General features: G+C 56.4%; 14 protein-coding genes and 2 tRNA genes. 11 read left to right on the forward strand and 5 right to left on the reverse strand.

The genetic code is table 11. The features are described 5' to 3' along the window. Positions 1 to 4: 4 nt before the first annotated feature. The 3 genes from L384_RS12275 to rsmC form a co-directional block, all read right to left on the reverse strand. Positions 5 to 90: transfer RNA gene (locus L384_RS12275), tRNA-Leu, on the reverse strand. 28 nt (positions 91 to 118) lie between these two features. Continuing rightward, a tRNA-Leu gene (locus L384_RS12270) sits at positions 119 to 205 on the reverse strand. Between the two features lie 145 nt (positions 206 to 350). Beyond that, a complete protein-coding gene (gene rsmC, locus L384_RS12265) occupies positions 351 to 1379 on the reverse strand; it encodes a 16S rRNA (guanine(1207)-N(2))-methyltransferase RsmC (protein ID WP_023324121.1) in 1029 nt (342 codons plus the stop codon). Between the two features lie 102 nt (positions 1380 to 1481). Here rsmC and L384_RS12260 point away from each other — a divergent pair, with 102 nt between their 5' ends. From L384_RS12260 to L384_RS12225, 8 genes are all read left to right on the forward strand, one after another. After that, positions 1482 to 1895, forward strand: coding sequence for a DNA polymerase III subunit psi (locus L384_RS12260; protein ID WP_003856566.1), 414 nt, complete (start codon positions 1482 to 1484; stop codon positions 1893 to 1895). Beyond that, entirely contained in the window at positions 1864 to 2307 is a 444-nt protein-coding gene (rimI, locus tag L384_RS12255) for a ribosomal protein S18-alanine N-acetyltransferase (protein ID WP_023324122.1), read from the forward strand. The genes L384_RS12260 and rimI overlap by 32 nt, the downstream gene beginning before the upstream one ends. A gap of 19 nt (positions 2308 to 2326) precedes the next feature. Next, a complete protein-coding gene (gene yjjG, locus L384_RS12250) occupies positions 2327 to 3004 on the forward strand; it encodes a pyrimidine 5'-nucleotidase (RefSeq protein WP_003856564.1) in 678 nt (225 codons plus the stop codon). A 92-nt stretch (positions 3005 to 3096) separates the two neighbouring features. Next, complete coding sequence (prfC, locus tag L384_RS12245) at positions 3097 to 4686, forward strand: peptide chain release factor 3 (protein WP_003856562.1); 1590 nt, start codon at positions 3097 to 3099, stop codon at positions 4684 to 4686. A gap of 304 nt (positions 4687 to 4990) precedes the next feature. After that, complete coding sequence (osmY, locus tag L384_RS12240) at positions 4991 to 5608, forward strand: molecular chaperone OsmY (protein ID WP_003856559.1); 618 nt, start codon at positions 4991 to 4993, stop codon at positions 5606 to 5608. A 125-nt stretch (positions 5609 to 5733) separates the two neighbouring features. Continuing rightward, positions 5734 to 5895, forward strand: coding sequence for a DUF1328 domain-containing protein (locus L384_RS12235; protein WP_003856556.1), 162 nt, complete (start codon positions 5734 to 5736; stop codon positions 5893 to 5895). Between the two features lie 122 nt (positions 5896 to 6017). Next, positions 6018 to 7070 (forward strand): patatin-like phospholipase family protein, encoded by a 1053-nt coding sequence (locus L384_RS12230; RefSeq protein WP_003856550.1) that lies wholly within the window; start codon positions 6018 to 6020, stop codon positions 7068 to 7070. Next, positions 7067 to 7849 (forward strand): TatD family hydrolase, encoded by a 783-nt coding sequence (locus L384_RS12225; protein ID WP_023324123.1) that lies wholly within the window; start codon positions 7067 to 7069, stop codon positions 7847 to 7849. The genes L384_RS12230 and L384_RS12225 overlap by 4 nt, the downstream gene beginning before the upstream one ends. On the opposite strand, the gene L384_RS12220 is transcribed toward L384_RS12225, so the two are convergent. Together L384_RS12220 and L384_RS12215 are read right to left on the reverse strand one after the other, a co-directional pair. Continuing rightward, positions 7844 to 8704: a YjjW family glycine radical enzyme activase gene (locus L384_RS12220; RefSeq protein ID WP_023324124.1), complete on the reverse strand. Its 861-nt coding sequence runs from the start codon at positions 8702 to 8704 to the stop codon at positions 7844 to 7846. The two genes, L384_RS12225 and L384_RS12220, sit on opposite strands and share 6 nt — an antisense overlap. Continuing rightward, positions 8679 to 10214, reverse strand: a complete 1536-nt coding sequence (locus tag L384_RS12215) for a YjjI family glycine radical enzyme (RefSeq protein WP_023324125.1) — start codon at positions 10212 to 10214, stop codon at positions 8679 to 8681. Before L384_RS12215 ends, L384_RS12220 begins: the two co-directional genes overlap by 26 nt. Positions 10215 to 10476: 262 nt before the next feature. Between L384_RS12215 and deoC the strand changes: the two genes are divergently transcribed. The 3 genes from deoC to deoB all read left to right on the forward strand — a co-directional run bounded on the left by deoC (position 10477) and on the right by deoB (position 13955). Beyond that, positions 10477 to 11256, forward strand: coding sequence for a deoxyribose-phosphate aldolase (gene deoC / locus L384_RS12210; protein ID WP_003856543.1), 780 nt, complete (start codon positions 10477 to 10479; stop codon positions 11254 to 11256). Positions 11257 to 11355: 99 nt separating this feature from the next. Further along, a complete protein-coding gene (deoA, locus tag L384_RS12205) occupies positions 11356 to 12678 on the forward strand; it encodes a thymidine phosphorylase (RefSeq protein WP_023324126.1) in 1323 nt (440 codons plus the stop codon). A gap of 53 nt (positions 12679 to 12731) precedes the next feature. Beyond that, positions 12732 to 13955: a phosphopentomutase gene (deoB, locus tag L384_RS12200; RefSeq protein WP_003856540.1), complete on the forward strand. Its 1224-nt coding sequence runs from the start codon at positions 12732 to 12734 to the stop codon at positions 13953 to 13955.

A 13955-nucleotide genomic window follows, 5' to 3' on the forward strand; every position in this document is an offset into this window, starting at 1 on the left:
TCGTTGGTGCGAGGGGGGGGACTCGAACCCCCACATCCTAAGGACACTAACACCTGAAGCTAGCGCGTCTACCAATTCCGCCACCTTCGCCCAGTGCGAGCAATATCAACGTGATTTATGGTGCGAGGGGGGGGACTTGAACCCCCACGTCCGTAAGGACACTAACACCTGAAGCTAGCGCGTCTACCAATTCCGCCACCTTCGCATACCATCGACACTGTAAAAGTATCGTAACCACGGAGGCGCATTCTAGATGTTTTCAGCTTTACGTCAACAGAAAATTGCGCACGTTGTTTTGATTGCTGCAAAATTGGGCGATGGCAGCGTCAGCCATCGCCGGACCGGGGGGGTTACTTTTTCGCCTGGCGCGTCATCACGGTGCGATAGACCTTAAAGCGACCCGTCTGGGCGATCACTTCGTGGAAGCCAAAGGTTTCATCCAGTACTTTCGGGTATGCGAGGAAGGCGTTCGCCACAATACGCAGCTCACCGCCGCTGTTGAGGTGACGGGTTGCGCCACGGATCAGCGTTTGCGCCGCTTCAAGGCTGGTCTCCATTCCGTCGTGGAACGGCGGGTTAGAGATGATCATGTCAAAGCGACCGGTCACGTCGGAGAAGACGTTGCTGGCAATCACGTCGCCTTCAATGCCATTCGCAGCAAGCGTGGCGCGGCTGGCTTCTACCGCCGGAGCGCTCACGTCACACAGGGTTAAACGCACTTTTGGTGAGTGACTGGCGAGAACCGTTGACAGCACGCCCGCGCCACAGCCGACGTCCAGCACTTTGCCCTTGGTATGAGGCGTCAGGGTGGACAGCAGCAGCTTACTGCCCGTATCGAGCGCATCACGGCTGAACACGCCCGGCAGGGTTTTAATGGTCAGGCCTTCAAGCTGGTACTCGTCCCAGAAGGCGTCGGCATCGAAGGTGGTCTGTTTTTCCAGACGACCATGGTACAGGCCGCAGCGACGGGCGCTGTCGATTTTCGTCAGCGGCGCCCAGGCTTCGAGCATCTGCTCTGCGCTACGCACCCCGCTGCGGTTTTCACCGACAACAAAAATATCGCAGCCGACCGGCAGCAGAGAAAGCAGGTTCATCAGCTGGAACTGGGCTTCCGGCTTGTTTTTCGGCCAGTAGTAAATGAGCGTATCGCAGTCAGCAATATCGCTCTGCTCCGCCGCCAGGCTAAAGCGCGCGCGCTCGCCCATCTGGCGGCTCAGCACCTGCCAGTGGTGATAGTACTGGGTGTGGGCACGGCTTTCAGCACAGTCGAAACGTGCGGGCAGGTCATCCTGCATATCTCCGGCAAACAGAATACGGCTCTCTTCGAAATCATCACTGTGACGCAGCAAGACTTCACTTGCCGGGGTAAATGCAGACATGAATTGTTCCTCAATAAACTCAGGCGGGGATTATAGTAGGTAGATGGCGCAGTTTCGACACATTTGCTATATTTGCGCGCCTGAGAGACAGGAGTTTTCGCTATGACATCCCGACGAGACTGGCAGTTGCAGCAACTGGGCATCACCCAGTGGGCTTTGCGTCGCCCGACGGCGTTGCGGGGCGAAATAGCCATCTCCATCCCTGCGCATGTCCGCCTGGTGATGGTGGCAGAAGCGCCGCCTGCCCTGAACGAGCCCCTGATTGAGGATGTCCTTCGCAGCCTGAAGGTGACCCACGATCAGGTATTACAGCTGGCGCCCGAAAGCGTCGCGATGCTTCCCTCTGACAGCCGCTGTAACAGCTGGCGAATCGGGGCGGTGGATGAGCTACCCCTTGAAGGAAGCCAGATCAGTTCTCCAGCGCTGGACGAACTGAAAGCCAACCCAAAAGCGCGTAGCGCGCTATGGCAACAAATTTGCGAATATGAACACGATTTCTTCCCTCACGACGGCTGACCTGACCACCGCGTTCGCGATTGAAACCCGCGCCCATGCCTTTCCGTGGAGCGAAAAGACGTTTGCCAGCAATCAGGGCGAACGCTATTTAAATCTCCGCCTGGACGTTGACGGTGCGATGGCTGCGTTCGCCATCACGCAGGTCGTTCTGGACGAGGCGACACTGTTTAATATCGCGGTCGATCCCGCATACCAGCGCCGCGGGCTGGGCAGGGAACTGCTTGAGCACCTCATTCATGAGCTGGAAACCCGTGACGTTTTCACCCTGTGGCTGGAGGTGCGCGCGTCCAATGTCGCCGCCATCGCGCTCTATGAAAGCTTAGGCTTCAACGAGGCGACTATCCGCCGTAACTACTACCCCACCGCAGAGGGACGTGAAGACGCCATTATCATGGCTCTGCCGATTGGATAACGAAAATAAGGTTGTAACGATGAAATGGGACTGGATTTTCTTTGATGCCGACGAAACGCTGTTTACGTTTGACTCGTTCGGCGGCCTACAGCGGATGTTTCTCGACTATAGCGTGACGTTCACCGCGGAAGATTTTCAGGACTATCAGGCGGTGAACAAACCGCTGTGGGTGGATTACCAGAACGGAGCCATCACCGCGTTACAGCTTCAGCATCAGCGTTTTGACGTGTGGGCTGAACGGTTAAACGTGAGTCCTGGGGTGCTGAACGAGGCCTTCCTGAATGCGATGGCGGATATCTGCGCGCCGCTGCCCGGCGCCGTTTCTTTGCTGGATTCGCTGAAAGGGAAGGTGAAGCTTGGGATCATTACCAACGGCTTTACCGCGCTTCAGCAGATTCGCCTTGAACGCACCGGCCTGCGCGATCATTTCGACGCGCTGGTGATCTCCGAAGAGGTGGGCGTACCGAAGCCGGATCCGCGTATTTTCGATTATGCGTTGGCGCAAGCGGGCAATCCTGACCGCGATCGCGTGCTGATGGTGGGGGATACGGCAGAATCTGATATTCTGGGAGGTATGAGATCGGGCCTGTCGACCGTCTGGCTGAATGCGCATGGCCGCATGCTGCCGGAAGGCATCGAGCCGACCTGGACCGTTACGTCATTGAACGAACTGGAGCAGCTCCTGTGTAAACAATGATTGCCTGCCCCCTGTTGATGGGTAAAATAGCCGCATTTTTCGTATTCCATGATGCGCGGCCTGCTGCCGCGCTTACCTAAGAAGAATTGATTATGACGTTGTCTCCTTATCTGCAAGAGGTGGCCAAACGCCGCACTTTTGCCATTATCTCGCACCCGGATGCCGGTAAAACGACCATCACCGAGAAGGTGTTGCTGTTCGGACAGGCGATCCAGACCGCGGGTACCGTTAAAGGCCGTGGCTCCAGCCAGCATGCTAAATCCGACTGGATGGAGATGGAAAAGCAGCGTGGTATTTCGATTACCACCTCCGTGATGCAGTTCCCGTATCACGACTGTCTGGTGAACCTGCTGGACACCCCGGGGCACGAAGACTTCTCCGAAGATACCTACCGTACCCTGACGGCGGTGGACTGCTGCCTGATGGTGATCGACGCCGCGAAAGGTGTTGAAGATCGTACCCGCAAGCTGATGGAAGTCACCCGTCTGCGCGATACGCCGATCCTCACCTTTATGAACAAACTCGACCGTGACATCCGTGATCCGATGGAGCTGATGGATGAAGTGGAAAACGAGCTGAAGATTGCCTGCGCGCCAATCACCTGGCCGATTGGCTGCGGCAAGCTGTTCAAAGGGGTTTACCACCTCTATAAAGACGAAACCTACCTGTACCAGACCGGTAAGGGTCACACCATTCAGGAAGTGCGCATCGTGAAAGGTCTGGACAACCCGGATCTGGACGCAGCGGTCGGTGAAGAGCTGGCCGCGCAGCTGCGCGATGAGCTGGAGCTGGTTAAAGGCGCGTCGCACGAGTTCGACCGAGAGCTGTTCCTGAGCGGTGAAATTACCCCGGTCTTCTTCGGTACCGCCCTCGGCAACTTCGGCGTTGACCATATGCTCGACGGTCTGGTGGAGTGGGCCCCGCAGCCAATGCCGCGTAAAACCGACACCCGCGAAGTAGAAGCAAAGGAAGAGAAGTTCTCCGGCTTCGTCTTTAAAATTCAGGCCAACATGGACCCGAAACACCGCGACCGCGTTGCCTTTATGCGCGTGGTCTCCGGTAAGTACGAGAAGGGCATGAAGCTGCGTCAGGTCCGTATCGGTAAAGACGTGGTGATCTCCGACGCGCTGACCTTCATGGCAGGCGACCGTTCGCATGTAGAAGAAGCCTATCCGGGTGACATCATTGGTTTACACAACCACGGTACCATTCAGATTGGCGATACCTTCACGCAGGGCGAGATGATGAAGTTCACCGGTATCCCGAACTTCGCGCCAGAACTGTTCCGCCGCATTCGCCTGCGCGATCCGCTGAAGCAGAAGCAACTGCTGAAAGGCCTGGTCCAGCTTTCCGAAGAGGGGGCTGTACAGGTGTTCCGCCCTATTGCTAACAACGATCTGATCGTGGGCGCGGTGGGTGTGCTCCAGTTTGACGTGGTGGTTGCCCGTCTTAAGAGCGAGTACAACGTGGAAGCGATTTACGAATCGGTGAACGTGGCGACCGCCCGCTGGGTTGAATGTTCAGACGTGAAGAAATTCGAAGAATTTAAACGTAAGAACGAAGTTCAGCTGGCGCTGGACGGTGGCGATAACCTGACCTATATCGCCCCGACCATGGTTAACCTGAACCTGACGCAGGAACGTTATCCTGATGTTCAGTTCCGCAAAACGCGCGAGCATTAATTCCCTCTCAGAGCACGGCAGCCGCCGTGCTCTTCTTTAATTCCTGTGTTATTAAACCCTTGCGGAATGTTCTTAATTCACCGCAATTTTTCGCTATTCGTTCGTTTTTTCCCCAATTCTGAATGCACCCCTCTGATTGTGATCTATATTTAACTCAGTGTTTAGCACCGGGCGTGGATGAATTAACTGTTCAATGCATGTCCATTGGTTCTCCATTTTGCCCCGGTGTTAATTCGCAATATATAAAACCAAGATTTAGGGAAGTATGTCGCCCAAATAACGGGCAAAACACAGGAATAAATCGATGAATATGACAAGACTGAAGATTTCTAAAACTCTGCTGGCTGTAACGTTGGGTAGTGTCCTGGTAAGCGGTTCTGCTCTGGCGGAATCCAGCACTATGGATAAAGCGCAAAGTTCCGCCAATACTGCAGGGGAAAAAATCGATAGCTCTATGAATAAAGTCGGTAATTTCATGGATGACAGCTCAATCACAGCAAAAGTGAAAGCCGCATTGGTGGATCACGACTCCATTAAGAGCACCGATATTTCTGTAAAAACCGACAACAAGGTTGTTACCCTGAGCGGTTTCGTTGAAAGCCAGACCCAGGCCGAAGAAGCCGTTAAAGTGGCGAAAGGCGTTGAGGGCGTAAGCTCCGTCAGCGACAAACTGCACGTACGTGACAGCAAAGAATCGTCCGTGAAGGGCTATGCCGGAGATGCAGCAACTACCAGCGAAATCAAAGCTAAACTGTTAGCTGACGACATCGTGCCATCCCGTATGGTGAAAGTTGAAACCACCGATGGTGTGGTCCAGCTGTCCGGTACGGTTGAGAATCAGGCACAAAGCGATCGTGCCGAGTCAATTGCGAAAGCGATTGATGGTGTGAAAAGCGTCAAAAACGATCTGAAAACGAAGTAAAGCAGTACCATTCGCCCGTCAGGCTGAAAACCGCGGGCGAAATAAAAACGATTCTGGAAAAGCCGGTGAGTGACCTGAGCGCTCACGTTTAGCGGCCGACATTAACTATGGTAAAGGAGAGGCTTATGTTTCGTTGGGGCATTATATTTCTGGTTATCGCGTTAATTGCCGCCGCATTGGGCTTTGGTGGACTGGCGGGTACCGCGGCATGGGCAGCGAAAATTGTCTTCGTCGTCGGTATTATTCTGTTCCTGGTCAGCCTGTTTACTGGTCGACGTCGCCCGTAGCAAACGCAATATTTACTAAACAAACTCAAGCCAGTCCTCGTGACTGGCTTTTTCTCGTTTGAGAACCACCGGGGAAGTGCGTTACTGTGTCTCATCACAATAATGAAAACAGGAAGGCAGAGGTGGGGCAACGAATTCCCGTTACGCTCGGCAATATTGCGCCGCTGACGTTAAAACCGTTTCATGCAGGCCAGCTTGCGCTGGTCTGTGAAGGGGGCGGGCAGCGCGGTATTTTTACCGCCGGCGTGCTCGACGAATTTATGCGCGCGCAATTCAACCCGTTCGATCTCTATTTCGGTACCTCTGCCGGGGCGCAGAACCTCTCCGCCTATGTCTGCAACCAGCCCGGCTATGCGCGCAAAGTGATTATGCGCTATACCACCTCGAAAGAATTCTTCAATCCGGTACGCTTCGTGCGCGGCGGGAACCTGATCGATCTCGACTGGTTACTGGATGCCACCTCCAGCCAGATGCCGCTGGCCATGGATACCGCGTCACGACTGTTCGATACCGGCAAAGAGTTCTGGATGTGCGCCAGCCGTGGCGATGACTATTCGCCGGGTTACTTTTCGCCGCAGAAAGAGAACTGGCTGGATATCATCCGCGCATCCAGCGCGATCCCGGGATTCTACCGCACCGGCGCGTTGCTGGAGGGGATAAGCTATCTTGACGGTGGTATCAGCGACGCAGTGCCGGTACAGGAGGCGGCGCGGCGCGGGGCAAAAACCATTGTGGTGATCCGCACGGTGCCTTCGCAGATGTATTACACCCCACAGTGGTTTAAGCGGATGGAACGCTGGCTGGGCGACAGCAGCCTGCAACCGCTGGTGAATATCGCGAAGCAGCATGAAACCACCTACGGCGCGATGCAGCGTTTTATTGAAAAACCACCGGGCAAGCTGCGCATCTTTGAAATTTATCCGCCGAAGCCGCTGTTGAGCATGGCGCTGGGCAGTCGGCTGCCTGCGTTGCGTATGGATTACAAAACGGGGCGGCTGTGCGGGCGTTACTTCCTGGCGACCGTCGGGAAAATGCTGGCCGAGCAACCGCCTCTTCATCGGCATAAAAGCATCATTTTGCCGCCTGCCGTTGTGGCCAATGACGCGGTGGCGATGCCGCTGGTGGACGCGCCGCAGGCCAACGATGGCTTACTCGATAACGAGGATCTGGCATGACGCACTGCTTTATCGATACCCATTGCCACTTTGATTTCCCGCCGTTTAGCGGGGAGGAAACATCCAGTCTTGCGCGTGCGGCTGAGGCCGGTGTGAGAGCCATTATTGTGCCCGCTATTGAAGCGGCGAGATTCGACAAAGTTCTGGCGCTTGCCCGGGGGCACGATGCGCTGTATGCCGCGTTGGGTTTGCATCCGATCGTTATTGAGCACCATCTTGATGACCATCTCGACAGGCTGAATGCCACGCTGCAAAACGCGGATATGAAGCTGGTTGCCATCGGTGAGATCGGCCTCGATCTCTATCGTGAAGATCCGCAGTTTGAACGCCAGCAGACGATTCTGGACGCGCAGCTCCGGTTGGCAAAGCGCCACGATCTGCCGGTGATCCTCCACTCCAGACGTACCCATGACAAACTGGCGATGCACCTGAAGCGCATCGACGTGCCGCGCAGGGGCGTGGTCCATGGTTTCGCTGGAAGCCTTCAGCAGGCGCAGCGTTTTATCGAGCTGGGCTATAAAATTGGCGTCGGTGGCACCATTACCTATCCGCGTGCCAGCAAAACCCGTGATGTGATGGCACAGCTCCCGCTGACCTCGCTCCTGCTGGAAACGGATGCGCCTGACATGCCGCTGAATGGTTTTCAGGGCCAGCCTAACCGTCCGGAGCAGGCGGCGCGCGTTTTTGATGTGCTGTGTGAGTTGCGTCAGGAGCCTGAAGATGTGATTGCCAGCGCGCTGCTGGAAAATACCCGAGCGGTCTTCGGCATCACGCTATAGATAAAGGGCCGGGCGGATCACCGTGATCTGCTGCCGTTCCAGGGCCTGCGCCAGCGGCTCGATGTCCTCCGGCGTGGCGCTCCGCCATCTCGCCGCCTCCCCGTAAACCCCATGGGCATGAAACGCGTTGATCCGCACCGGAACGTTCCCCAACGTGTGGATAAAAGCGGTCAGCGATGGCAGATGTTGCAGATAATCACACCGATCGGGGATCACCAGCAGGCGCAGCTCCGTCAGGCGATGACGATCGGCCAGCCAGCGGATGCTCTGCTTGATCAGCGTGTTTTCGCGCCCGGTCAGAAAACGGTGATGTTCATTGCCCCAGGCTTTCAGATCCACCATCGCGCCGTCAAACACCGGAAACAGCTTTTGCCAGCCGGTTTCGCTTAACAGGCCGTTGCTGTCCACCAGGCACGTCAGATGGCGCAGGGACGGATCGGCTTTGATCGCGGTGAAAAGCGCAACCAAAAACGGCAGCTGCGTGGTGGCCTCACCCCCGCTGACGGTCACGCCCTCAATAAACGGCGCGGACGTGAGCACCCGGGAGAGGATCTCCTCGACGCTATAGCGCTGCGCCATCGGCGTCGCCTGCTGCTGACACAGGTGCAGACAGGTGTCGCACTGCTGACAGTGACTCTCCTGCCACCAGACGCGCCCGGCCTGAATCGTCAGCGCATCATGCGGACAGTGGGGTACACAGTCGCCGCAGTCGTTGCAGCGCCCTATCGTCCACGGGTTGTGGCAGGTTTTGCAGCGCAGGTTACAGCCCTGGAGGAACAACGCCAGGCGGCTGCCCGGCCCGTCCACGCAGGAGAAGGGTATGACCTGACTAACTAAAGCGCATCTGCTGTTCATGACTTATCACGCGCGGCTGACGTTCCAGAATACGGGTATTGCGCGCGGCCTCCTCGCCGAGCCAGGTGGTGTTGGTGCGCGATCCGGCTTCCCGGTACTTCTCCAGATCCGATAACCGCACCATATAGCCGGTAACGCGCACGAGATCGTTACCCGCAACGTTGGCGGTAAACTCGCGCATCCCCGCCCTGAACGCGCCGAGACAGAGCTGGACCACTGCCTGCGGGTTACGTTTTACCGTTTCATCCAGCGTCAGAATGTCGCTGATCCCGGAAGCGTAGTGCTTGTGGTGCGGCGCAACGGCCAGCAGGTGGCTGATGGGATCCGGCTCGTCGCCGTAGGGCAGGCGCGCGCCCGGCGTGGTGCCCGAGTCAGAGCTGATCCCCGACTGCGCATGAAGCATCGCGCGCTGCTTCCAGCCGTATTTCACCGGCGTGTTTTCGACAAACGCCGCAAGCTGTTCACTGATGCGGTAGCCCAGCGCATTGGCCTGTTCGTTCTTACCGTAACGTCCCGTAATGCCTGCTTTCTCGCACAGCACGTTCACCGCTTCGGCCAGACCGTACATGCCAAACATCGGCACAAAGCGATCGGCATCAATCAGCCCCTCTTTCACCAGGAAGCTATTCTCAAAGAAGCCGGATTGTTCATATAAAAAATCGCAGCGCGCATTAATGATCGCGATTTGTTGCTGGCAGTAGTGAGGAAGGGTACGGGTGAAAAAGTCTTCCGGTGAGCGGCTGTGTTCCGCAATCGCTTTCAGGTTTAGGCGCACCAGCGTGCTGCCGCCGCCCGCCAGCGGCAGGGAGTTGTAACAGCTCACCACGCCATAGCGACCTTTTGTGAAAATTTTATCATTCACCGGGCCATTAGAAATATGCGGCTTACTACATTCACAAATGTTTTTCGCCACGCTCAGCAGCAGATCGCTGGGGGTTACATCCGGGTCGTAGATAAAGGTCAGGTTCGGCGCAACCTGCTTTAGTTCTGCATCCGCGCGAAGGATGGCTCGGGTGACAGGCGTATCCGCCGGGCCGATATTGGCATGCATAAACGCATCGGGCAGGGTTCTGTCCAGGTAACGCCAGAAACGTTTTATTCGGCTATCGATTTCATCCTGTGTTAGAATTTTAACATAGGGGCTGAGTATTTCATCGAGCTGGCCCAGATAGACCGGCATCGATGTGACGGACGGAACATGGTGATAAAGGATAGTGAGCAGCGAGAGGGCATCATCCAGATCTTTCGCCCCTTCCAGCTCCAGCCATTCTGAGCCGTTAGCCAGAAATTTAGCGTAGTCCGGCAGCACGTAGCGCGGTTTGTAAGGCGCATGGCCTTCGAACATGTCGCAGATGAATCCCTCGTCCAGCGCGGCGCGGGCCGCCTCTGGCAGAGCGGGATAGGGCAGATTGTTCTCCGCTTCCAGCGCCAGAAAATGACGTTTTTGTTCTGGGGTTAACACCGGGCTGGTCACAATGTGCTGGCAACGTTGTTGCAGGGCGTCGGGCATGTTCACTTCCTTGGTTGTTCTGCGGATAGTGAACGAATTGTAGGAAGCCAGCCTGGTGGCGCTTTTGATCAGAAAGGGGATATCGCCGATTTAGTCAGCAATTAACGCACTAAAATTTGAAGCAGATCTCATTACAGTAATGCAAATTTGCACACAGTTTTCATTAACTGTGATGAATGTCGAAGTGTGGATGCGGGTGAATGTTAGAATACTCACAGACCCGCAAGGTAAAATTTATACGGCACTGCCGTTGGAGAATGTTATGACCGATTTAACTGCAAGCAGCCTGCGCGCGTTGAAACTGATGGACCTGACCACCCTGAACGATGACGACACCAATGAAAAAGTCATCGCCCTGTGCCATCAGGCGAAAACGCCAGTGGGTAACACCGCCGCCGTCTGTATCTATCCGCGCTTCATCCCGATTGCCCGCAAAACTCTGAAAGAGCAGGGCACGCCGGACGTGCGCATTGCCACCGTAACTAACTTCCCGCACGGCAATGACGATATCGAGATCGCGCTGGCAGAAACCCGCGCAGCGATTGCGTACGGCGCAGACGAAGTTGACGTGGTATTCCCGTACCGCGCGCTGATCGCCGGCAACGAGCAGGTCGGTTTTGACCTGGTGAAAGCCTGTAAAGACGCGTGTGCGGCGGCAAACGTGCTGCTTAAAGTGATCATTGAAACCGGCGAGCTGAAAGAAGAGGCGCTGATTCGTAAGGCGTCTGAAATCTCCATCAAAGCGGGCGCGGATTTCATTAAAACCTCTACCGGTAAAGTGCCGGTCAACGCTACCCCGGAAAGCGCACGCATCATGATGGAAGTCATCCGTGATATGGGCGTGTCCAAAACCGTTGGCTTCAAACCGGCAGGCGGCGTGCGTACCGCAGAAGACGCGCAGCAGTTCCTGGCGATTGCCGACGAGCTGTTCGGCGCCGACTGGGCGGACTCCCGCCACTACCGCTTCGGCGCGTCCAGCCTGCTGGCCAGCCTGCTGAAAGCGCTGGGTCACGGCGACGGTAAGAGCGCAAGCAGCTACTAAGTTGAATTGCCGGGTGGCGCTACGCTAACCCGGCCTAAAGGATCGTGGGGCGGGTCAACATACCCGCCGCCATTCACCCGATTCCGCATGGAGGTTACCGTGTTTCTCGCACAAGAAATTATTCGTAAAAAACGTGATGGTCATGCATTAAGCGACGAAGAAATCCGCTTCTTTATCAATGGCATTCGTGATAACACCATCTCTGAAGGGCAGATTGCGGCTCTGGCGATGACCATTTTCTTCCACGATATGTCGATGCCTGAGCGCGTGTCGCTGACCATGGCGATGCGAGATTCAGGAACCGTTCTGGACTGGAAAAGCCTCAACCTCAACGGCCCGATTGTGGACAAACACTCCACCGGCGGCGTGGGCGACGTGACCTCCCTGATGCTTGGCCCGATGGTGGCAGCCTGCGGGGGTTACATCCCGATGATTTCCGGGCGCGGCCTGGGCCACACCGGCGGTACGCTCGACAAACTGGAAGCCATTCCGGGCTTCGATATCTTCCCGGATGACAACCGCTTCCGCGACATTATTAAAGACGTTGGCGTGGCGATTATCGGCCAGACCAGCTCTCTTGCTCCGGCTGACAAGCGTTTCTACGCGACGCGTGACATTACCGCGACTGTAGACTCCATCCCGCTGATCACCGCCTCTATCCTTGCCAAAAAACTGGCGGAAGGTCTGGATGCGCTGGTGATGGATGTGAAAGTGGGCAGCGGCGCGTTTATGCCAACCTATGAACTCTCTGAGGCGCTGGCCGAAGCGATCGTTGGCGTTTCCAACGGCGCGGGCGTGCGCACCACCGCACTGCTGACGGACATGAACCAGGTGCTGGCCTCCAGCGCCGGTAACGCGGTTGAAGTCCGCGAGGCTGTGCAGTTCCTCACAGGCGAATACCGTAACCCGCGCCTGTTCGATGTCACCATGGCGCTGTGCGTTGAGATGTTAATCTCCGGCAAGCTGGCCAAAGACGACGCTGACGCGCGCGCGAAGCTTCAGGCGGTGCTGGACAACGGCAAAGCGGCGGAGATCTTTGGTCGGATGGTGGCGGCGCAGAAAGGCCCGACCGACTTCGTGGAAAACTACGCGAAATACCTGCCCACCGCGATGCTCAGCAAAGCGGTCTATGCGGACAGCGAAGGCTTTGTCTCGGCTATGGATACCCGCGCGCTCGGCATGGCTGTCGTGTCTATGGGCGGCGGTCGTCGTCAGGCATCGGACACCATTGATTACAGCGTCGGCTTTACCGATATGGCCCGTCTGGGTGACTGCGTTGACGGCCAACGTCCGCTGGCGGTGATCCACGCGAAAGATGAAGTCAGCTGGCAGGACGCGGCGAAAGCGGTGAAGGCGGCAATATCTCTTGACGATAAAGCACCGGAAACCACACCGACGGTCTATCGTCGTATCACTGAATAGCGGTATACTGATCTGATCGCATTTTTATGAAGCACTAAGTACGGAGAACAATTATGAAACGTGCATTTATTATGGTGCTGGACTCATTCGGCATCGGCGCAACCGAAGATGCAGAACGATTTGGTGACGTGGGTTCCGATACCCTGGGTCACATCGCGGAAGCCTGTGCAAAAGGCGAAGCGGACAACGGTCGTAAAGGCCCTCTGAACCTGCCAAACCTGACCCGTCTGGGGCTGGTAAAAGCGCATGAAGGCTCTACCGGTAAGATCGCAGCCGGTATGGACGGTAACGCGGAAGTGGTGGGCGCCTACGCGTGGGCGCACGAGCTCTCTTCCGGTAAAGATACTCCGTCCGGCCACTGGGAAATCGCCGGCGTGCCGGTGCTGTTCGACTGGGGGTACTTCTCCGATCACGAGAACAGCTTCCCGCAAGAGCTGCTTGATAAGCTGGTGAAGCGCGCCAACCTGCCGGGCTACCTCGGTAACTGCCACTCTTCCGGTACCGTGATTCTGGACCAGCTCGGCGAAGAGCACATGAAAACCGGCAAGCCGATTTTCTATACCTCTGCTGACTCCGTGTTCCAGATCGCCTGCCATGAAGAGACGTTTGGCCTGGATAAACTGTACGAGTTGTGCGAAATCGCCCGTGAAGAGCTGACCGAAGGCGGCTACAACATTGGCCGCGTTATCGCGCGTCCGTTTATCGGCGACAAAGCGGGTAACTTCCAGCGTACCGGCAACCGTCACGATCTGGCTGTGGAGCCACCGGCGCCGACCGTGCTGCAAAAACTCGTCGACGAGAAAGACGGTCACGTGGTTTCCGTGGGTAAAATCGCGGACATTTACGCCAACTGCGGCATTACCAAAAAGGTCAAAGCGACCGGTCTGGATGCGCTGTTCGACGCCACCATCAAAGAGATGAAAGAAGCGGGCGATAAGACCATTGTCTTCACCAACTTCGTGGACTTCGACTCCTCCTGGGGCCACCGTCGCGACGTCGCCGGTTATGCTGCGGGTCTGGAGCTGTTTGACCGCCGTCTGCCAGAGCTGATGGAGCTGGTGGGAGAAGATGACATTCTGATCCTGACCGCTGACCATGGCTGTGACCCGACCTGGACCGGTACCGACCACACCCGTGAGCACATTCCGGTGCTGGTGTACGGCCCGAAAGTCAAACCGGGCTCGCTGGGTCACCGTGAAACCTTCGCGGACATCGGCCAGACGATTGCGAAATACTTTGGTACGTCTGACATGGAATATGGCAAGGCTATGTTCTAA

This window comes from Enterobacter sp. MGH 38, assembly GCF_000492855.1.
Taxonomy (GTDB): Bacteria; Pseudomonadota; Gammaproteobacteria; order Enterobacterales; family Enterobacteriaceae; genus Enterobacter; species Enterobacter hormaechei_C.

Coding starts and splice junctions, on each gene's coding strand:
- rsmC (WP_023324121.1), bottom strand. CDS start 1,379: ATGTCTGCATTTACCCCGGCAAGTGAAGTCTTGCTGCGTCACAGTGAT.
- L384_RS12260 (WP_003856566.1), top strand. CDS start 1,482: ATGACATCCCGACGAGACTGGCAGTTGCAGCAACTGGGCATCACCCAG.
- rimI (WP_023324122.1), top strand. CDS start 1,864: ATGAACACGATTTCTTCCCTCACGACGGCTGACCTGACCACCGCGTTC.
- yjjG (WP_003856564.1), top strand. CDS start 2,327: ATGAAATGGGACTGGATTTTCTTTGATGCCGACGAAACGCTGTTTACG.
- prfC (WP_003856562.1), top strand. CDS start 3,097: ATGACGTTGTCTCCTTATCTGCAAGAGGTGGCCAAACGCCGCACTTTT.
- osmY (WP_003856559.1), top strand. CDS start 4,991: ATGAATATGACAAGACTGAAGATTTCTAAAACTCTGCTGGCTGTAACG.
- L384_RS12235 (WP_003856556.1), top strand. CDS start 5,734: ATGTTTCGTTGGGGCATTATATTTCTGGTTATCGCGTTAATTGCCGCC.
- L384_RS12225 (WP_023324123.1), top strand. CDS start 7,067: ATGACGCACTGCTTTATCGATACCCATTGCCACTTTGATTTCCCGCCG.
- L384_RS12220 (WP_023324124.1), bottom strand. CDS start 8,704: ATGAACAGCAGATGCGCTTTAGTTAGTCAGGTCATACCCTTCTCCTGC.
- L384_RS12215 (WP_023324125.1), bottom strand. CDS start 10,214: ATGCCCGACGCCCTGCAACAACGTTGCCAGCACATTGTGACCAGCCCG.
- deoC (WP_003856543.1), top strand. CDS start 10,477: ATGACCGATTTAACTGCAAGCAGCCTGCGCGCGTTGAAACTGATGGAC.
- deoB (WP_003856540.1), top strand. CDS start 12,732: ATGAAACGTGCATTTATTATGGTGCTGGACTCATTCGGCATCGGCGCA.